The sequence below is a fragment of the Paenibacillus sp. FSL R7-0312 genome, from assembly GCF_038004445.1.
In the GTDB taxonomy this organism is placed as follows: domain Bacteria; phylum Bacillota; class Bacilli; order Paenibacillales; family Paenibacillaceae; genus Paenibacillus_AQ.
Window position 1 is genome coordinate 6192724 of sequence record NZ_JBBORE010000001.1, and the last position, 21597, is coordinate 6214320.

Below are 21597 nucleotides of genomic sequence, written 5' to 3' on the forward strand. Positions count from 1 at the left end.
TATTATCTCTGACTTTCACTTATGCTCAGACTCATGCCCATGCTAGAACAGGCGTCACTGCTCAAGCCGAACAGTAACCCGATACTCTCTTCCTGCTTCATAAGGAAGCACGGCATCCATCCAGTCCTCTCCGTCAACCGTTACCTTCACCGTTCCCCGGCTAATCCGGGCGGGATTAAGCACATGAATCCGGTACGAGGCGGACCGGTATTTCCGCTCCACTGTATACTCCGGCCATTCCGCTGGAATGCAGGGGTCGATAACCAGTCCAATAGCCGTAGCTCTGATCCCGAGCGCATATTCAAGCGTAGTCCAGAGCATCCAGCCTACCGTTCCGGTAGAGACATGATGGCTGGACTTGCCGTAGTTCGGGGAATCCGCCAGGCCGAAATAATAATTCGGCACAAAAATCGGCACCTGCCCGTTCTGCCCGGGCGGATTGCCCGGGTTCGTCGGCAGCGTCCGGCTGATCGTCTGCCAGGCTTCGCTTCCCCGGCCTACGATGCAGTCGGCGAACGCTTTGAACATGGACGCGTGGCAATAGACGGAGCCATTCTCGGTAGTGCCCGCCAGCTTAAGGCTGATCCGGCCCCATTTGGGATTCCAGCCGCTGAACGGCGGCTCCAGCAGCCGGGGTCCGAACGGTGTATCTAAGCTGTCAATCGCAGCTAGGCATTTCGCAAGCCGCTCCCCGCGGGCAATACCGCTCATGATCGCCCAGGTCTGGGTGTTCAGGAACAGCTTGCCCTCTTCATCCTGCGCGGTTCCGAACGGCGTGCCGTCATCATCGAATCCGGCCACATACCAGCCTCCATCCCAGCAGGTGCGGTTAACGGCATCCGCCAGCTGCCCGGCGAGAGTATTCAGATGCTCTGTATTCTCCTTATCGCCAAGCCGCCCGCAGAAGGGGAGCAACGCCTGAATGGCATAGACCAGCGCCATCGTATTCCAGGCTGATTCCCCGCGGCCCAGCCGCCCCGGTCCGTTAATCGGGTCATTCCAGTCCCCGTCACCCATCAGGCACAGTCCATGCGCTCCGGTCTCACCGGCCATATAATTCACCGCCAGCAGCAGGTGCCGATAGATGGTAGCGCTATCAGAAGATCCCTTGAAGCCCACCTGCCGCAGCAGCAGCTCCGGATCTCCGCACTGGTTCAGCAGTGCCGTCATGCAGATAACCAGCCAGACCGGGCCGTCCGTATGCTTCAGCAGGCACAGATTCTTGGGCGGGGAGCCGTCGGTCATAATCCACTGCTGGATGAAGCCGCTGCTCTCCTGGCCCTGAAGCACAGAGATCATATACTCTGCCGCCCCGGCAGGATCAACCAGCGCATAGCCGAGGGCATCCTGAAGCTGATTGCGGACCGGGCAATAGCTGGACATGCGGTTCGTGCGGGTCTGCATGACGATCTGTTTTTTGAGCCAGATATTCATGAATGCATTCACATCCGCATCCGGTGTCTCCACCCGGAACATGCCGGTGATTCCTTCCCAGTAGTCCTCAGCTTCCTGAAGCAGAACAGCATATCCCTTGACGGCCAGCTCCGCCTTGCTGCTGCGGATCTCTTCCAGGGAAGAGGCGCAGCCCGCTACAAAATGACGCACTGCCTGTTCACCCGGCTGAAGAGTCATGATCTGCTGGAGGGCTCCAAGCGGATTCTCCGCCTCTGCCTGCCGGCCCGAACAGTGCCCCTTCTGCACGGCTGCCGGAAGCTCGTACATATCGTCGCCCCCGAAGAATGCACGCTGGCTGCAGTCATAGGAATCCGCCGGATAATCTGAGTACACGTACACCACGTTGGTATGGTCATCGCATCCGGCCTTCTGTTCATACGTGACATGATAAGGGAAGGAATAGGAGGACAGGATTTGCGATTCCTGATCGAACCGGCATTTGCTGCCCATCACGCCCCCGTTCTCCAGTGAGAACGCCGTGAACAGCGATAAGCTCCTCGGCTTAACGCCCGTATTCGTGAGCGTTACTGTCCAAATCTCCTGCTGGCCCGTGCGTGGTACAAAGACATGAATAGAGGATGTTATCTCCTGGGATACGGAGCGGATCTCGGTACTCCCCAGGCTATGAATACACTCATACGCCTCCGGCTCTGTCTTCAGCGGCTGATAGAACGGCGACCAGGCTTTCCCCGTTTCCTGATCCTTCAGATAAAAGTAGCGGAAGCCTCTGCTGATCGTCCGGTTATGGGGCTGAAATGCAATACTGTCCCCCTGCCCCGTCTGGGATACCTCCATATAATAAGTGTCGTTAAACAAATAGTTGAACCATCTTGCCGGTGTCCGGGGAGTGGTAATGACATAATCTCTCCCCTGATTCCGGAAATACCCGTAAGCACCGCTTTTGTTCAAATGAATTACACACCTTTCCTGTTCTCCTTAAGCTCCTGCTGCCCTGCCCTACACAACACAAGCTGCTATTCCACCAGGTTGGTCCGGTACTGGCCCGGAGTAATCCCTTCCATCTTGCGGAAATAACGGATGAAGTTCGCCGGATTATTGTATTTCAGTTTCATTGCGATCTCGGTGATCGTCAGATCGGTATCCTTTAGCCATCTTTTGGCCACGGTAAGCCGGTATTGCGCCAGATAATCGGTGAAGCTGGTCCCGGTCTCCTGACGGAACACACGGCTGATATACTGCGGATGATAATTCAGCCTGGCCGAGCATTTCTCCAGCGTCAGATCTGTGTCGAAGGCTTCAGCAATCAGCTGCTTCACCTCTTCCGAGATACTGTTGAACTGCGTCTCCTGCCGCTCTTTCAGCAGCCCGATAGCCGGACAAACAATGACCTTCCCGAACCAGGCTTCTATATCACCGGGACTATGCATGCCAAGCAGCTCCTCGAACAGGGAATCCTCCCCTGCCCTCAGCAGATGGTGGGAGATGCCTGCGTCCTGCAGCAGCCGGATCAGATCCATCAGCAGCCGGACCAGCGACATCTGATATTCCTGATGATCGGATTCCTCGCTGGCCAGCGCATTCATCACCTGGGACAGGCGTTCTTCTGCCCGGCCGCTGTCATGTGATTTAATCGCTTCGCACAGCTCATCGGCAATTTTCTTAGGATAGACAATTTCCTTACGGCTTGCCGGCTGCACATCTTCAATGAACAGAATGACCTCTTCCCCGAGACGGGCCCGGTACTTCAGCGCATTCTCCCCTTCTTCATACCCCCGGCTCACTTCAGGCCAGGCTGTACAGGAGCGGCTAATGCCGATGCTGGTCTGCAGCTCAAGATAACGCTTCACGGAAGCCTGTACTTCAGCAGCCCTGGCATACACGGATTCCTTGAAGGCTTCTTCGGACTGCGTACTTGTGCCAGTCAGGATCACCACGGACTCCCGGATGACAATCGGCGGAAGGCGGTCTCCTTCCGGGACCACCTCCAGCGCGATATTGCTGATGGCAAACAGCAGCAGATCCCGGTCCTGCTCTGTAAACCGGCTGCTGTCAAGCCGGTCTATCTGCACAAGCAGCACCCGCATGACTGTCCACTGGCTGGTGTGCCCGTAACCATAGTCCATGAGCCGCTCCTGAATACCCTGGGATCGCGCTTCACCCAGCATCATTTTGCGGACCAGAAACTCCGCCAGCTGCTGCTGCTGTCCTTCAAGCTCAAACTGCAGCTTGGTCTGATCCGAGAGAATGCCCTGTATCCGGTCGGAGATGGCGATGAACTCATCCTTTCGGGGTCTCTGCTCCTTATCAGGCAGCAAGGACGAGTAGATATGCCGCACGGGACTATACATCCGGCGCGAGCCGATCAAAGCTGTAAACACTGTGGCAGCAAGCACACAGAGACTGATCAGGATCGAGGTCCTGCCAATGGCAGTAGCCTGACGGGTAACCGCCTGGGTAGGAACGACCGATACGTACGTCCAGCCGTTATAAGCTGACTTCCGGTAAGAGATGGAGGCCTTGCTCTCATCGGCTATGCCGTTGAATACTCCGGCGGTATCTTCCTTGTCCCGGATTGCAGCGATGTAAGCTTCAGCTGACAGATCCTTATCCAGCAGCGAAGGGTTGGAATGGCTAATCGCCCGGCCATCCTCATCCAGTATGAATACGCTGCCCATGCCCGGCTCATTGGCGATCAGATCGTTCAGCTGCTGGGAGGACAGCACCACCGCGATCATGCCCCGGGGTCTGCTCGAATTAATCGGCCATTTCTTGATATTAATGACGGCGTGGTTCAGTTCAACCATGCCGTCGGCCCCCTGGATGCTGGCTGAATTGCCGCTGATCCACACCGATCCGTTAGGCATTCCGGCGAACGGCCGCAGCTTCTCCTTCAGACCCGGCTGGCTGTAAGCATCCATGCCGGAATTGGTAATCAGCCAGTCCTGTTCCAGACTGAACAAATAGACATCCTTAATCCCCAGCTCGAACGTCTGGATCGAGGAGAGATTTTTATACAGCTCATGGATCATTTCCATATCTTTAATGCCGAGTTTAGTCGCAATTGCATTGGTCACTGTCGGCAGCCCCAGAAGCTGCGTGGTGGAGAAATCAATCATCTTAAGCGTCTGCTCCACCCGCAGCTGGCTCTGCCGGAGCACCTGGGAGTTACGTTCTTCAACCTGCTGAAGCACCGACTGCGAGGAGTAGTGATAGGAATACCACCCTAAGATCAGCACCGGAAAAGCACCGATCACCAAGGTAAGAATGATTAGTTTCAATAAATAGCTGGATATCCGTATTCGCATGACTCACTACCCCCGCAATCGTATGTTGCTTTTATTCTAGCATATGGGGATTCTCAGGCACGTTTATTGCGCATTCGCTTGGTTGTAGGCTGCCGTATATTCTTCAATCACCTTCGCGCCGCCGTCCTGCTCCCATTTCGCGACAGCCTGATTCCACCCGTTCTCGTCCATATCCCCCATGATAAAGCGGACCCGGGCATCATCAATTATTTTGCTAAGCTCCGAGCCCCGTTCGCTGTAGGTATCGGAAATGAATGGCTGAACCGGGTTGACCACAGCGATTTCCGCATTCTTTTTCCACATCTCATCACGTAAATGCACCAGCGGATTACCATAGGTCACCACTTTATCCCTTAGGACAGCCAGCTGGGAGGAATCGCCCATGCCGTATTCAGCCAGCAGCTTGGAGTCGGTGGTCTTGACGTAATTCCCGTTATCCAGCGTGAACTGGCGTCCCTCCAGCCCGTTAACCAGCATATTCTGCATATCCTCATCCGACACTTTGTCAAAAAAGTTCAGAACGGCCTTGAGATCTTCCTCTGTCTTCACCGAAGTCTTGGGAATCATGAAGATGCCGTATGAGCCTGAACCGCCGGGACTGCGGAGTCCTTCCGGACCTTCCAGCGCGTTGACCATCGTAATCGTACCGGCTGGCGTAACCTTCTTCACACTCTCTTCAATGCCGTTGGCATCATTCAGATTCGCAATCCACGAGCCTGCTTTGCCTGCGTTAATCATCTGCTTGCCGTCTTTCACCACAGCGAAATCCAGGTTGATGAGCTTCTCATCATACAGCTTTTTGTAGAATTTCATCGTTTCCAAAAAGGCAGGGGACAGATGAGCCGGACTCGCCTTCCCGTCCTTGATCTCCCAGTCCGCCGGACCGCCCATCCAGGTCAGCATAGCCCGCCAGCCCGCTGCCACCTGCTGCTCGGCCAGGCCGATCGTATCGGCTTTGCCGTTCTGATCCGGATCCTCCTTCACGAATGCCTGCAGCACTTTATAGAAATCATCCACCGTCTTTGGCTCCTGCAGCCCGAGATTCTCCAGCCAGTCCTTGCGCAGCATCAGGCCGTCACGTGCCAGATCCCGTTCGCGGTAGATCCCGTACACTTTTCCGTCAATGGAAATAGCATTCAAGGCTACTTCGTTCATCCGGCTTAAGTTGGGATAATCCTTCAGGTAAGGACCCAGCTCCCAGAACATGCCGGAGCGTACCGAATTGACAATGTAGGGCAGCTTCTGGTCGAGCACAAGCACGGTGCTGGGCAGCTCGCCCGATGCGATGGTGGCGCTGAGTTTATCCGAATAGGTGGTCGAAGGGACCCAGGTGATTTTGAGATCAGTATTCGTCCGTTCCTCCAGCTGTTTGTAGATTTCACCTTCCGGGTCCATCGGCTCCGGATTGTAGCTGGTCAGCATCATGGACATTTTGTAAGGCCCGGCAGGTGATGCGGTTCCGTCTGCGCCTTGAACGGCATTCTCTTCTTTATTGCTGTTACTGCCGCAGCCGGCTAATGCACCCAGCACCAGAGCTGCCGAGAATGTCGTCAGCGCCAGACTTTTAAAGCCTTTTGCCCCTTTGGTTGTTTTCATGATTGATGTTCCTTCCTTAATATGAGGTGGGTGGTGTAATGCGTCGAACTTGAGAAATGGAATACTCGGCTTGGTCGCGGCTGCGGGGAATGTTTGGACTTCCGGCCGCTGTTAGGTATGGATTTCCTGATTTTTTACCGCTGGCTGCGGTTGAAATCCAAAGCTAAAGGCGGACGCTACCGCTCCTACAGTTCCAAACTTCCCCTCCGCACTACTGCCTTTTATTATTTTCTCAAGTTCTCCTTATTTGGGTGTGTGATAGCAATTTCAAGTGCAGGGCCGTGACTACGGGGAATGTTTGGCCCTCCGGCCGCTGCCCGTCTGCAGATTCCTTGAATTGCACCGCTCTTCGCGGTGGGAATCCGCAGACTGATGAGGCTTCCGTAGCAATCCGGTAACGCTCTGGAAATCTTGCACATAATACAACATTTCCCTCACCAAATCGGTCAAAATCCAAAATTGTTGTACAAAATACAGGATTTCACCTTTTCCAAGCGGCTTAGCCGGAATATTATTGTATTTCGTGCAACAATCGTCCCAAACACCTGGCTATCCGTGAATCAAAGTTGTATAACGTACAACATTTCTCTCTACGCTGCCTCCTAAGAGGACTCAAATCAGCCGGTACGCATCAAGCGTACTAAATTTCCGAAGTGTACTGAATTTCCGTGCTGCCAGTATCACAGCGACTGACCGGTAACGTGTATTGTTATTGTCCAGCTCACCGGCGGTATCAAACTCCCCCTCCGCATTCCTGCCCTTCATGAACCTTCAGACCTCAGCCCTTCACCGATCCCAGCAAAGCGCCTTTGGCGAAATGCTTCTGCAGGAACGGGTATACGATCAGAATCGGAATCGTGGAGACTACGATGACCGCCATTTTGACAGCCTGGTCCGGTGGGATAAAGTTACTCTCCAGCGAAGACGTATCTCCCAGACTTCCGCCCTGGGACAGCATTACAATCTGCCGCAGCAGCACCTGAATCGGCCACTTGGTTGAATCGTTAATATAGAGAATGGAGCTGAAGTAAGTGTTCCAGTGGCCTACTGCATAGAACAGCGAGAACGTAGCCAGCACCGGCAGGGACAAAGGTATGACAATCCGCACCAGAATGCCGGGATCGCTGGCACCGTCGATTTTGGCCGATTCCTCCAGATCCGGCGGAAGCTGCTGGAAGAAGCTGCGGACAATAATCAGGTTAAAGGCACTGATGGCACCCGGCAGCAGCAGCGACCAGTACGTATCCAGCATCCCCAGCTCTTTGACCACCAGGAAGGTGGGGATCATCCCGCCGCTGAACAGCATCGTGAAGATGACCATGAGCTGGATCGGAGAGCGGAAATCCATATCCCTGCGGGATAACGGATAGGCCATCAGGCAGGTCAGTGTAATGTTGATCAGCGTACCTGCGACTGTGATGAAGATGGTTACTCCCAGGCTTCGCATCAGCGTATTGGTGGAGAAGATATAGTTGTACGCCTCCAGTGAAAACTCTGTAGGGAAGAGAATAAACCCCTTTTCAAGCAGCTCCCGCTGCGTTGCGAATGAACCGGCAACCACATAAATGAACGGAACAATAGTAATGAGCGCAATGACTGCCAGCACGATGATATTGAACAGATCAAACAGGCGGCTCGGCCATGATGTTTCTTTTACCACAATTCTACCTCCTTTCGCTGTTTTTCCTAGAGAATTCCTTCCTCACCGAACCGTTTGGCCAGGAAGTTGGAGCCGAAGACCAGCACCAGCCCGACAACTGACTTGAACAGTCCGACCGCAGTACTGTAGCTGTACTCTCCCTGCGAGATCCCCGTGGTATACACATAGGTATCGAAGACTTCGCCAACCTCCCGGTTGAGCGGATTCAGCATCAGGAAAATCTGTTCAAACCCCGTATCGAGGAAATTGCCCAGCCGCAGGATCAGCAGAATCACAATGGTCGAGCGGATCGCCGGAAGTGTAATATGCCATAGCTGGCGCATCCGCCCGGCTCCGTCTATTTTGGCAGCCTCGTAGAGCTGCGTGTCTACACCCGCCAGCGCGGCCAGGAAGATGATCGTTCCCCAGCCCGTTTCCTTCCACATAACTTCACCGGTGATGAAGGTCCGGAACCAGCCGGGACTAAGCAGGAACTGGATTTTCTCGCCGCCCACAGAGGCAATCGCTTCATTGACCAGCCCTCCCTCGGTTGTGAAGAACAGGTAGGCAATGGAGACGATAACCACCCAGGACATGAAGTGGGGGATATAGACCAGGGTCTGAATTGTCTTCTTGTACGTCTGCGATCTTAATTCATTCAGCATCAGTGCCAGCACAATCGGCAGCGGAAAAAAGAACAGAATATTGTAGGCCGCCAGCACGAACGTATTCTTCAGCAGCTTCCAGAACAGCGGGTCCCCGAAAAAGCGGTCAAAATGCTTCATCCCCACCCATTCGCTGTCGACAAACCCCAGGAAGGGCTGATAGTTCTTGAAGGCCAGCAGGATCCCATACATCGGTACATATTTAAAAGTGATAAAATACAGCAGTCCCGGCAGCAGCATGATATACAGCCAGCGGTTGCGGGCCAGACGCTTCAGCTTCTGCCTGCGGAATACAGCAGACATTGACGGCTTCGAAGCCGCTAATGGATTTCCCATGTTCCTTCCCCATTTCCGGCACCCTTGGATCAGTTATTTATGTTTATATAAGTGCACTTAAGATTTGAATTTGAAGCTTCATCGTCACTGCGGTGAACATTTGGACTTCCGGCCGCTGTTGTCTCCAGATTTCTTAATTTTGAACCGCTGTTAGCGGTAGAAATCCGGTGACAAAGGCGGTCGCTACCGCTCCTACAGTTCCAAATTTCCCCTCCGCTTCTTTTGCTTTTTGTTTATTTCTTTAGTGCTTATCTAGAACCTGATCCTTCAGTGCATTGAATTGCCCGGTTGCCCGGTTATAAATTTGATACCAGCCATTGTCATCCCATACGGAGAAAGCAAACTGTCCAGCAATAGCCTTGTTCGCGATTTGACGGTACGAATCCAGAAGTGTGTCCGTAATGACTCCCCGGTGCTCGTACCCGAATTCGCCCAGATACACCGGAATGTCATGCACATCGGCGAATTCCCGCTTCACATCGTCCACACGCTTCAGATGATCCGCCAGATTCTGAAAATACGAGTGATAAGTCCCCATAATATAGCGGTCCGTCCCCCCGCCCGGCAGGTCCTGCGGATTGCGGTACGTATCGTACAGCCCCCAGCCGCTGTTGTAGTTGTACCCGCCGAAGATCACAATCCGCTTGGTATGCGGCTGCATGCCGCCGAAGGTATAACCGCGGATCGCCGCATACGCCCGCTTGTTGAGCTCAATGACGCTCGCTTTGGCAGCTGCCCCCGTATTCAGGCTCAGATGCGGTTCATTGAACAATTCGAACACCAGCGTGTCCGGTTCATCCTTGAACAGCTCTGCGATTCCTGTCCAGATGGTCTCCAGCCGCTGCATGTTCGTTTCGAAGGCAGGCTCGCCCTGCACCGCGTTCATTGCCCATTCCTCGTGATGTGCATTCACAATCAGAATGACAGGCGGCTTGCCTGCGCAAGCCCGCTGAACGTTCACATCCTTCAGGACATAGTCCACCAGACGCTTCACTGTCGCCACATTCGGAGCGCTGAAGGAGAAATGCCCCGCTTCATCCGCAGTCGAAGCATATTTATCACCCCGTCCGCCCCAGTTGACCGGAATCCGGATGTTGGTGTACCCCGCCGCAATAAAAGCGTCCACGGCCGCCTTCACCTCATCGTAACTCTGGCTGTTCCAGTTCCCTTCAAACGTGTTGCCCAGATTGGTTCCCCTGCCCATAAGACCGGCCATTTCCTCCGCCGTCAACGGAGTGGAAACGGCAGCTCCAGACGATGTCTCCGCCTTCGCACTGGCTCCGCCGGTCAGCAGTGCAATCAACAGAATGGCACAGACCGGCCAGATCATTGCAGATTTGAAGCTAGTCGGGAATCTCATTAATCATGCCTCCTCAGGATGGTAATGGTTCAATAGAACGGTATACATCTAATGGAAAGCGTATTCATTTCGCAGCTGGATAGAGACATACTTCTCCGGTCCAGCAGGTTCAGGCAGCAGCTGCTTGCTCTGCCACCAATATAGAGGAGCCTTTGAATTGCCGTCTATAGTCATCTTAGTACCACTGTGTGAAGCCTTGCTGCTGCTGGGTTTGCGGCGCCCGGTTATTCATTACAGACTCTGCTGTTGTCATTATCTAACCTGAGCTTTGGCTTCCCTGGAGTCGGTCCGTTTACAGATATCTCTTCCCAAATGCCCATATGTCTACTGCCGGACAGCAAAAAGGACCGGCCCGGCCATTCCCTGGCTCCGGGTCAGTCCTTATTCATTCGATTACTTCAGATTGATCTCTTTAATCTTATCCAGCGGAATTTTCGGCTCGCGTGCCTCTGTCAGCAGACCGTTGATTTCCTGCTGCACATCGGTGAGCTGGGTATAGCAGTACCCGCAGATATAATCCACACTCTTGATCGCCTGAGTCAGGCTTGCGAAGCGGTTCAGGAATTCTTCCTCCGATGCCACCTGATGCCCGTATCCCCAGCCCTTATCGGACTGGAAGGCGATCCCGCCGAATTCCGATATAATGATGGGCTGGCCTCTGTACGCATACCCCTCCGCGAATGCATATTTCCATTGATTGCAGGTGGTCTCTTTATTCACGATGGCTTCTTTATTGTCACCGTATCTGCTTAAGAAGCCTTCACCCATTTCAACGTAGTCATGCAGGGTCAGAATATCCGACACAGTATGCTCCCAGCCGTCATTCGTAATCACCGGTCGGTAGGGGTCAATCGCTTTGGTTAAGTGATAAATACCTTCTGTGAATTTCTGCTGCCTCTGGTCGTGCAGAATGTTCGGGACGCCCCACGACTCATTGAACGGCACCCAGGTAATAATGCTTGGATGATTATACTGCTGCTGGACGATCTCCAGCCATTCATTCGTAAATCTCTCAACGGCGCGGTCATGAAATTCGAATGTTGCCGCCATTTCCGACCATACCAGCAGGCCCTTTACATCGCACCAGTACAGGAAGCGGGCATCTTCAATTTTCATATGCTTGCGTACGCTGTTGTAGCCCATCGCCAGAATATAATCAATATCTGCAACTATCGCTTCCTCGCTCGGCGGTGTCAGGTGGCTCTCTGTCCAGTAGCCTTGATCCAGAATAAGCCTTTGATAGATTGGCGCATTATTAAGCAGCACCTTGCCGTTCCGGATCGATACCTTCCGCATCCCGAAATAGGAATGCACGCGGTCCGCGACTTTGCCGTCCACATAGAGTATAAACTCGACATCATACAGATTGGGCTGTGCCGGTGACCAATAGCTCCGCTTCCAGGGACCGCTTGCCTCATGCAGCAGATCGATTTCCACCGTCTGGCGGGGCCGGTCTATAATCTGGCTTGTGGTCTTAACCGGGACTCCCTTTAAAGTAACTGCAGCCTCCAGCAGGATCTTTCCTGCCGCCGTCTCCAGTCCGTGTACCTGAACATCGAACGAGACGCTGGAGCGGTCGATATCCGGAGTGATTTTTACAGAATCCAGCCTCTGCTCTTCCACATATTCCAGCCAGACGGTCTGCCAGATTCCGGTGCTCTGCACATAAAAGCATTCAAAATTGTCCTTCGTCCAGCGCTGCTTCCCGCGGGGCTGGGTACAGTCATTACTGTCTTCTGCCTTTAACGTAATGTTATTATCCTTCCCGGATACAAGATAGGGGGTAATGTCGAAGGAAAAAGCAGCATATCCTCCCTGATGACTGCCTGCCAGGATGCCGTTCACCCATACTTTGGCGTGATAATCCACCGCCTGAAAGTGGAGGATCACCCGTCTCCCGGCAGCAGCCTCCGGAATGGACACGGATTTGTTGTACCACACCCGGGGATGAAATTCCTGAAGACCGACTCCGCTTGCCTGCGTCTCGTAAGTATAGGGAACGGTAATGGTATGGGTTGCGTTCAGCTGTTCCTGCCATCTCCCGCTTTCTCCGGTATTCTGGTCATCAAACCGGAAGCCCCATTCACCGTTAAGAGACTGCCACTCCCTGCGGACGAACTGCGGTCTGGGATAATCCTTGATATACGCCTTGGTTGTCATGGTGCTCCCCCGTCCCGTGTGTCAGACCCGGTTCTGAATTCCAGTGCATAGACCGATGCCGGACGCAGCAGACAGTCCTCCGCCCATCTTTCAGCGGAAACCTCGTTAACCTTGCAGGAGATACGGCTTGGCGCAAAGACAGAATTGATCTCCCGTTCAGATTCTCCCGTTATTTCATATACAACTACAGTACCGTCAGCCTCGAATCCGTGCAGTGTGAAGGAAGCCTTCACTTCCTGCAGACTCCGGTTAACGGCAAACACGGTGACTGTATCGCCGGACCCGTTCGTGAACGCTGCGATATCCAGATCCGGCAGGGCGTCCAGATTGATCGGCGCCGGTCTGCCGGAGCTTACGGAGAAAGTGCCGCACTCCGTATCCACGGGCAGCAGGCGGGAAATATCACGGCCCGCATAGAGCTTCATGACTTCATAGGTTGGCGTGCCATAGACGGTTAACGGGTGCCCGCTCCAGCCCGGCAGCTTGCCGCAGTATTGATCGGCATAATAATCCCCCACCCGGATACAGCCGCCGAGCCATCCGTTCACCAGATCGGAGAAGCTGCCGATATTTACCATCTCACTGGCACGGAGCATCTCGTTCAAATTGGCAGCATTGGCTACCGCAGCGCCCAGCGTGTGTTCGTCCGGCAGCCCTTTGCGTACCGTGTTGGGATAATACATCGTATTGTATTCGGTAATTGCCAGCTTCACATGACCATGCTTCGGATTGGACCGGATCTGTCCCGCCGTCTGTTCTATATTGTAGCGGGTCCATTCCGGGAATGAAGCTATGGCTTTATAGCGTTCTTCTTCCGGAGTATCATGGTCCATTGCAAAACGGTAGTAGCCATGATAGAGATGCAGGGTCAAATAATCGATCTGCTCACCTGCGATATCCAGTACGGTCCGGTTCCATTCCTGATCCGTATGTCCGCAGGCCAGAATAACAAGGGAGGGATCTGCCTGTTCCATGGCTTGAATGAAGGACACGGTCCGCTTGGCGAACTGCTCCGCCGTAGTTGTTCCGACCTGCCATGGTCCCCACACCTCGTTGCCAATCTCCCAATACTTCACATTATAGGGCTCCGCATACCCGTTGGCGGCGCGCTTCGCTCCCATGGGAGTTTCGATCCCGCCATTGCAGTATTCCACCCACCTCGCTGCCTCCTCCGGCGAGCCGGAGCCGTCATTCACACAGATGAGCGGTTCCACGCCGAGCTCCCGGCAGAACCGGATGAATTCATCCGTACCGAAGTATTTGCTGGTCCATCCTCCCCATGCCTCATTGAACATGACCGGACGCTCCAGCACCGGACCGACGCCGTGCTCGAAATGATAGGCGCTGATATAGTTGCCCGCCAGCCGCATCATCCCGGCGTTCAGGTCTTTCGTCATTTCGACCACCTTACGTTTTACGGTGCCGATGTGGTCTTCCGGGAGCAGAGAGACATGATCAATCCATAACATGCCGGTAGATACATGATCCCTCCATCTGGGGTGTTCGGCCGGCACATACACACGAAACTCTGCATCTGCGCTGTCCCGGCTGACAGACAGCCTGGCTTCATACTGCTGCCAATTATGGCCCGCCAGTCCGACACGCTCAAGCCCCAGCCGTGCCTGGGTAATCCGGTCTATCGCTTCTATAATAATGTAGTCCAGTTCAACGGAAGCTCTAAGCACCAGCTTGACCGTATACCGCCCTTCTTGGAGAGCGGTCCTCTGGGCGATGCCGGCATAGGCCTCATCATCACTCAGCAGGCGGATGCGCTGGGCGCGGCCCGAATGCTTAGGGGCAGACGCTTCAAGTGCATATCCGGTATTCCGTCCATTCGTATAGGCATACCAGCTTCCCGGCACCCCTGCCGTACTCCCCGGCTCACTTTCGAAATCCATATCCTTCAGCGGATACGCCAGCATGGCTTCCATATGATCGCGGATATCCTCCACGAAATGTCCGAACAGGTACGGGTTGACCGTATGCCCGCTTGGCCGGCTGCAGTCGATCGTTATCGTTGCTTGGTTAGACAATTTCAACCCTCCGTTTCCGATTAACCTTTTATTGAACCAATCATTACCCCTTTAACGAAGTGCTTCTGAACAAAAGGATACATCAGCAGCACCGGCAGGCTGGATACGATAATGACCGCGTATTTAATGCTCTCGGAGAGCAGGATTTTATCCTCCAGCCCGACATTCCCCCCGTCTACAGAGGCAGCCTGGCTGATCATCAGTATTTCGCGCAGCACCAGCTGCAGCGGGTACCGGTCCTCGCTGCGGATATAAATCAGCGCATTGAAGAATGAATTCCAGTGTCCCACGGCATAGAACAGAACCATTACGGCAATAATCGGCTTCGACAACGGCAGAATGATAGTGATCAGCAGCCTCCAGTTGGAGCAGCCGTCGATGTGCGCCGCCTCCTGCAGCTCCCACGGGATACTGGATTCAAAGTAAGTTCTCATAACAATGAGATTGTACGTAGAAATGGCCCCGGGAATAATGAGCGCCCACATTGTATCGACCATCCCGAGATTTTTGACCAGCAGATAGCTGGGGATCAATCCTCCGCTGAAGAACATGGTCAGGGTCACAATCAGCATCAGCAGCTTGCGTCCGGGAAGATCCGGTCTGGACAACGGGTATGCGGCAAGCAGAGTCATCATAATATTGACACTTGTACCAACAACTGTATAGATCAGCGTATTGCGGTATCCGGTCCAAATTTTATCGTTGTGCAAAATATTGCTGTAGGCTTCCAGTGTCACGCCTTTGGGCAGCAGCCATACTTCCCCGTTCAGGACTCTGGCGGGATCACTGAACGAAGCGCTGACCACAAATAGTAATGGATAGAGCACTAAAATAATGATTACCGCTGCGAGCAGGTACACGATAACGTCGAACCGCTTCTCATCGGGTGGGGCTTTTATAATTACATCCTTAGGCATTGCCCGTCTCCTCCTCCATTACCACAGGCTCGTATCCGACGTTTTGCGCGCAAACCGGTTCACCAGCAGGAGCAGCGTCAGGTTAATCAGGGAGTTGAAAAGCCCTATTGCCGCAGTATAGCTGTATTCGCCCTTTAGAATTCCGGTAGTGTATACAAAAGTGGAAATTACATCGCTTGCTTCAAGATTCAAATTATTCTGCATCAGCAATATCTTCTCGAATCCGATGTTCATGAACTGCCCAATATCCAGAATCAGTAAAATAACGATAACCGGGATGATTCCGGGCAGAGAGACATGCCAGATACGCCGGATACGGGACGCGCCGTCCATCTTGGCCGCTTCGTACAGCTGAGGATTAATTCCGCTAAGCGCAGCGATGTATATAATGGATTGCCAGCCCATGTTCTGCCAAATGTTTGAGCTGATGAAGATCGTTTTGAACCATGCGGCCGATTCCATGAAGCGGGTCGGCGTACCGCCAAGCGCCTGAATCAGCATGTTGACCGGGCCGCTCGGTGACAGGAGCACTGACAGAATGCCCACGATAACAACAACTGAGATAAAGTGCGGGATATAAGTGACGTTCTGCAGTAATTTACTGTATCTCTTGCTGCCGATTTCGTTGATCAGCAGTGCCAGCATAATCGGAACCGGAAAAGCAATCAGCAGGGAGAACAGGTTGATGGACAGCGTATTCCAGAGAAGTCTCCAGAAATAATAGGAGTCAAAAAACCGCTGGAAATGCTCGAATCCCACCCAGCTGCTGCCGAGAATCCCTTTGCCCGGATTGAAATTTTTGAAGGCAATCTGCAACCCGTAGAGCGGGCCGTAATGGAACACTAAATACCAGGTGACCGGGATCAGCAGCATAAGATACAAGTCGTATCTTCTGGCAATTTGCCTGACCAGGCGGCGCCCCGGTTCCCGGCGGAACCGGGGCGCTGCAGCCATATTATGAATCTCCGCCTTATTCATGAACATCCGCTCCTATCCAATAGGATCAGCCTATTTCTCCATCTTGTCGTAGGCTTCCTGATAAATTTGCTGAAGCTCTTCGACATTCATCTTTTGCAGGGTTGCCTGGAATTCATCCCATTTGTCGAAGCTGAGCGCACCCGCGATGAATTTCGTGCTTTGTTCTTCATAATATTTGTCGATGTCATTGCGCAGCATGTTCACCTTCTGGGCCGTTGCTTCGTCAAACATTGGAGCGGCATAGCGGATTGCCGGCATGTACGGATCCAGCGCCTTTTGCGCTTCCTGCACTTGAGGCGGATTGATATAAGAAGCTACATGCTCACTGATCAGATGCGGCGCCCCTCCGCCGGCGTACGGAGTGATTTTCGGCTGGGTCTCGGAAGTAGAATACTCTTCCTTGTAATAGGGAATCCCGTCCTTCAGCTCATAATGTTCGCCTTCCCGCCCGAACCGCAGCAGCGTCGAGCCTTCGTCGCTATAGAAATAGTCGACCCAGCGCATGGAGATTTCCGGATATTTATTGACTGAAGTAATGGCATACGCCCCAAAGTCACGCGGGATCGGAGCCGTCTGGCTCTGCATCCGGTCTCCGTGCGGACCCGCCGGCGGCGCAATGCCGATATATTGATCCGAGATCGGCAGGAAATTGTTATTCGTCTGGTCGAAGAACATGCCCGTTTTGCCTGAGCCCTGCTTGGCCAGGAACTGGGCCTCCGTATGGGAGAATACTTCCTGGTCCAGCAGCTTATCTGCATACAGCTTGCTCAAGTACATGAGCATTTCCTTGTTCTGTTCGCTGCCCATCCAGATTTCAACCTTATCATTCTCAAGATTGATGTTATAACCGAACTGCTGATCCAGTCCGAACGATCCGCTCATCATCGTCACGACGCTGAGGCCGACGCGCGCGGTCAGCGGCAGCTCATCCTTTTGGCCGTTGCCGTTCGGGTCCTGATCGCGGAAGGCGACCAGCACATCGTACAGCTCATCCGTCGTCTCCGGCACCTTCAGGTTCAGCTTCTCCAGCCAGGCCTGGTTAATCCACTTTTTGTCTGTCCGTGCCGCACTCAGGGTAACGATGCCCGGAATCGCGTAAATATGGCCTTCCGGCGTCGTGATGCCCGCACGGATCTCCGGATACTCATCCATCAGCTTGTTGAAATTCGGGGCATAGTCGCGGATCAGATCCTCCAGCGGAATGAGCTGGCCGCCCGAGCCGTAACGGATGGCCTCCAGTTGGGTGATTCCGGAGCGGTACATCACATCTGGAAGCTCATTGGAGGCGAATAGGAGATTCTTTTTCTCCTGAAAGCCATCGGTTGGTGCTTCAGTGAACTCCACCTGCACATTGCTCAGCTTCTCGTAATCCTGAAAGACCGGCATATCCTTGAAGGGTCCGTTGACGGGAGCGATCCGGGTGAACATACTCAGCTTCACCGGTTCCTGCACGATCGGAAACCCGTCCTTGCTCACCGATTGGTCTGCGGTCGCCTTAGGTGCAGCCTCATTGCCGTTGCCTGCTCCTGAATTGCACCCCGCCATTGCCAGTGCGGCAATGACCATCAGGCTTAGCGCCGTTTTAGTCCGTTGTTTACGCATGTCTGTATAACCTCCTTTTAGATCTCGCTCAACCCATCGTTGTAAGCGCTTCCCTTGATGTGACTTTATTATAGCCGGGCACGCAAGGAGGGGAATTCCACATATATGACTTTTTACTACACTTATCTTACCGTTTCATTTCGCAGCAGGCGGACGGCTCACAAAGGCATGCGGCGTCGTGCCGGTCAGCTCCTTGAATACTTTGAAAAAATAATTGTACGTAGTGAACCCGACCTGAATACTAATTTGTTTAACCGTGTATTTTCCGCTTTCGAGCAGTCTGCAGCTTGCATCAATACGGACACGGTTCAAATATTCGGAGAAGGTCGTCCGCGTCTCTTCTTTGAAAATCCGGCTTAAATAAGACGGGTTGAGCCCGATCAGGTCAGCGGTCAGCTCCAGCGTAATGTAACTCTGATAACGTTCCAGAATAAGCTGAACCGCCTGGGACACATGTCTCGAATAGGAGCCTTGCGCCTGTCTCCGGCGGAGCCGGCCCAGCAGACCTTCATAATAAATTATCAGCCACCGTTCCAGCCCGGCTACGCTATTGATATTGCCGAGTTCTTCCCGGGAAGGCAGTCCGCCATCTGCAGCTTTATCTCTTGTTAATGTCTTTTCCCCTATGGCCAGCAGCTCGCTGACAATCATCTGCACACTTGGCGAATGAAGCGGATGCTTCTGGACAGAGGCGAACGCACTGGTAATTGACCGCTCTACCTCTTCCATATCCAGCCGTTCAATGGCTAGAAGCAGCTGCTTCTGATTCCCGATCGTCATCAGGAGGCGGGGATCGTTAAGACTGCTATCCGGCTCCAGCCGTGTAGCAGCGTTATCGAGGACACGTTCAGCCGAACGGTAACTGTCTTCGAGCTTGGACAGGCTGCTGCACATATGGCCTATAGCATAAGTGCATTTCAAATTCAGGAATAGCTCAAGCGAATGGCTGACATTGCTCATCAGCCGGCCAGCTTCGCTAGCGGCAGCCTGCTCGCTCCGTTCTCTGAATGCGAACAGGATGGCCAAACGGCCATTTTCTACATAAACGGCCATCCGCTCGGGCAGATCGCCGAGACTCTGCTGCATTAGTTCTACCGCCTGCCGGACCAGACCGTTAATCTGCACATCACTGCGTGTTTGGGTCAACAGCAGGAAGGGAACGATTTGGACAGCGGCGGCCATATAACAGACCACACCAGGCAGAAGTCCGCTCAGGCGCATGCTCTTCTCAAGTATGGCGGCAGCCTCCGGCTTGCCGGCCAGCAGCTGAAGCGTCTGCTCACGTAAACTTTCAGATCTGTTGCCCGTATCCAGGCTCCCGTCCTCCAGCCGCAGACCCGATGTTTCGGTCTCCTCCTCCAGCTCCCGGGCAGCCTTCTTCAGAATGGCGATCAGGGATTGGTCATTCAGGCGGTGCTTCAGCAAATAGTCTGCAGCCCCGTTCCTCAGGCATTCCCGCACATAATCATAATCATCATAGCTGCTGAGCATAATTGTCTTTACAGCCGGATACCGCTCCCGGATGGTCCGCTGCAGCTCCACACCATTCATGCCCGGCATATTCACATCTATAATTGCGATATGCGCCTGCAATTCTTCAAGAGCCTGGAGCGCCATTGGACCGCTATAGGCTTCTCCGCAAATCTCAAAACCATGACTCCGCCAATCCGTCATCGTTGACAGATGATGATGTACCAGCGGTTCATCATCCACCAGCAGCACTTGAATCAACATTCAACCTGCCTCCTCTGCGGATCGTTCATCCGTACGAATCTCCGGCAAACGAATGACCACCTTGGTATACAATCCTTCTTCACTGAACAGCGTGATACCGTACGGCTCCCCGTACATTCTGCAGATTCGTTCATGCACATTCCGCACGCCGATTCCGCTGAAGCGCGACGCGCTTCCCTCCCTGCCGGATTCCAGAAGCAGCCGCATTTTCTCCCGCGACATCCCCGGCCCGTTATCCATGATTTCTATGAACAGATCCCCGCCCTCCCCGTATACTCTGATCAGAATAAGTCCGCCTCTGGCCGACGGGACAACCCCGTGCAGGATGGCATTCTCCACAATAGGCTGGAGCATCAGCTTAAGCACCCGGCATTCCAGCAACTCATCATCTTCCACTTGAACCTGAACTGTTATCGGCTCCATATACTTGTATTTCACAATCGACATATAGCAGTTCACATAATCCAGCTCTTCCCTGACGGTAAGAAATTCACTTGAATTCCCCAGCACCCCGCGCATAAGCTCGATTAAAGATCCAGAGACCTCTTCAATATTCGGCACACCGTTCAGATTAGCCAAATACTTGATGGTATTGAGCGTGTTGTACAAAAAATGAGGACGGATCTGTGCCTGCAGTGCCGTAAGCTCAGCTTCACGCTTCGCCTGCTCGCTAATCCGGATATCCTGCATCAGCCGCTTCAGATCATCAATCATGCTGATGAACACAGTGTAGAGTTCACCGATTTCGTCTTTCGAGTTAATCTCCATACGCGGAAAGGATAAATTACCGTCCTTCACCCGCATCATCATCGTTTTGAGCCGCCGGATTTGCAGTGTAGTCCTGGAGGACATCTGCATGGCTCCCAGCAAAACTGCGACAAAGACGATAACTGATACTTCAACCATCAGATTCCGGACCTTCACCGATTCACTCACGAGAGAATCCAGAGGAATAAGCGCCCGGGTAATCCAGCCGGTGTGCCCGGAGCGGCGGCTGACGACAATATAGGACTTACCGTCAATCTTCTGCTCTGCCGCCTCTTGAACAGCTGTTCCCGCAAGCTGCGGAGCGGTATATATCGTTCTTGTCATTTGCGGCGAGAGTGATGCAGGGGCAGAATCAGACTGGTATACCAGCTCCATCTGTTCATCCAGTACATACAGGACACTATCCGCTGTCGGCTTGACGCCATACGTGTTGCGGATGAAATCATAGTTCAAATCCACCATCACCACACCAATGGATTCCCTGTTATACCGGATGACACGGCCGACGGAAATCACATCCGGGCTGCCCTCTTGTTTGAAATAAGCGTGGCGTTCCCCGTTGTTTAACATGTAGTCCATCGCCTGCGTCTGCAGGAAATTACGGTCAACCCAAGGTCCCCCGGTGAAGAAAACCTTACCGTTCAGGCCAATTACAGCGATGCGTGTTATATAAGGCTTATAGCCGATCAGACCTGACAGAAATTCATTAATCCGCTTTTGCTCCAGAAACCACTCATAGCTGATTTCCTCGCTGGGGCTCAGCAATATATCGATTACCGTATTTTTATTCGTAACGGCAACCGTGTTCAGACGATCGATCTCCTCAAACATAAGATTCAGGGATTCGTCGGCTTGACGGATACTGTCCGCAACCGAAGTAATGGCGTTATGCTTAATCGTCTCACGCATATTCAGATAGATAATGGAGGTGATCGTTACAATAGAGAATAGACTGAGCAGTCCGAACGCGATGAATATTTTCCCCTGAATCCCCAGCTTCGGTGATATTTTATTGCGCAGAGCTGTAAATCTCATTCTCGGTCTCTCCTTCACATGAGGGAAATGACTTTCAGTAAGCGCTATCATAT

Annotated in this window: 14 protein-coding genes; all 14 read right to left on the minus strand. The window is 53.1% G+C overall.

Annotated features, from left to right (window positions below):
* Positions 1–54 precede the first annotated feature (54 nt).
* On the minus strand, positions 55–2364 hold the full coding sequence (locus MKX70_RS27060; RefSeq protein ID WP_340841242.1) for a 3-O-beta-D-glucopyranosyl-beta-D-glucuronide phosphorylase: 2310 nt from the start codon (positions 2362–2364) through the stop codon (positions 55–57).
* Positions 2365–2429: 65 nt separating this feature from the next.
* The gene (locus MKX70_RS27065; protein ID WP_340841243.1) at positions 2430–4721 is read right to left on the minus strand and encodes a helix-turn-helix domain-containing protein; all 2292 of its coding nucleotides are present in this window, start codon (positions 4719–4721) and stop codon (positions 2430–2432) included.
* Positions 4722–4784: 63 nt separating this feature from the next.
* Positions 4785–6317 carry an extracellular solute-binding protein gene (locus MKX70_RS27070; RefSeq protein ID WP_340841244.1) on the minus strand — a complete coding sequence of 511 codons (1533 nt, stop codon included), beginning with the start codon at positions 6315–6317 and terminating at the stop codon, positions 4785–4787.
* 612 nt (positions 6318–6929) lie between these two features.
* The gene (locus MKX70_RS27075) at positions 6930–7082 is read right to left on the minus strand and encodes a hypothetical protein (RefSeq protein WP_179093522.1); all 153 of its coding nucleotides are present in this window, start codon (positions 7080–7082) and stop codon (positions 6930–6932) included.
* A gap of 13 nt (positions 7083–7095) precedes the next feature.
* Positions 7096–7977 (minus strand): carbohydrate ABC transporter permease, encoded by an 882-nt coding sequence (locus tag MKX70_RS27080; RefSeq protein ID WP_042135835.1) that lies wholly within the window; start codon positions 7975–7977, stop codon positions 7096–7098.
* A 26-nt stretch (positions 7978–8003) separates the two neighbouring features.
* A complete protein-coding gene (locus tag MKX70_RS27085) occupies positions 8004–8924 on the minus strand; it encodes an ABC transporter permease (RefSeq protein ID WP_269323272.1) in 921 nt (306 codons plus the stop codon).
* A 274-nt stretch (positions 8925–9198) separates the two neighbouring features.
* Positions 9199–10317 carry a glycoside hydrolase family 5 protein gene (locus tag MKX70_RS27090; RefSeq protein WP_340841245.1) on the minus strand — a complete coding sequence of 373 codons (1119 nt, stop codon included), beginning with the start codon at positions 10315–10317 and terminating at the stop codon, positions 9199–9201.
* A gap of 393 nt (positions 10318–10710) precedes the next feature.
* Entirely contained in the window at positions 10711–12477 is a 1767-nt protein-coding gene (locus MKX70_RS27095) for a glycoside hydrolase family 2 protein (RefSeq protein WP_340841246.1), read from the minus strand.
* Entirely contained in the window at positions 12474–14510 is a 2037-nt protein-coding gene (locus MKX70_RS27100) for an alpha-L-arabinofuranosidase C-terminal domain-containing protein (protein WP_340841247.1), read from the minus strand. The genes MKX70_RS27095 and MKX70_RS27100 overlap by 4 nt, the downstream gene beginning before the upstream one ends.
* Positions 14511–14530: 20 nt before the next feature.
* Positions 14531–15427: a carbohydrate ABC transporter permease gene (locus tag MKX70_RS27105; RefSeq protein WP_340841248.1), complete on the minus strand. Its 897-nt coding sequence runs from the start codon at positions 15425–15427 to the stop codon at positions 14531–14533.
* A gap of 18 nt (positions 15428–15445) precedes the next feature.
* The gene (locus tag MKX70_RS27110) at positions 15446–16405 is read right to left on the minus strand and encodes an ABC transporter permease (protein ID WP_445323684.1); all 960 of its coding nucleotides are present in this window, start codon (positions 16403–16405) and stop codon (positions 15446–15448) included.
* A gap of 30 nt (positions 16406–16435) precedes the next feature.
* A complete protein-coding gene (locus MKX70_RS27115) occupies positions 16436–18007 on the minus strand; it encodes an extracellular solute-binding protein (RefSeq protein ID WP_171718399.1) in 1572 nt (523 codons plus the stop codon).
* A 135-nt stretch (positions 18008–18142) separates the two neighbouring features.
* A complete protein-coding gene (locus tag MKX70_RS27120) occupies positions 18143–19741 on the minus strand; it encodes a response regulator (RefSeq protein WP_340841252.1) in 1599 nt (532 codons plus the stop codon).
* A complete protein-coding gene (locus MKX70_RS27125) occupies positions 19742–21544 on the minus strand; it encodes a sensor histidine kinase (protein WP_336101910.1) in 1803 nt (600 codons plus the stop codon). It lies immediately after the preceding gene.
* Positions 21545–21597: the final 53 nt, after the last annotated feature.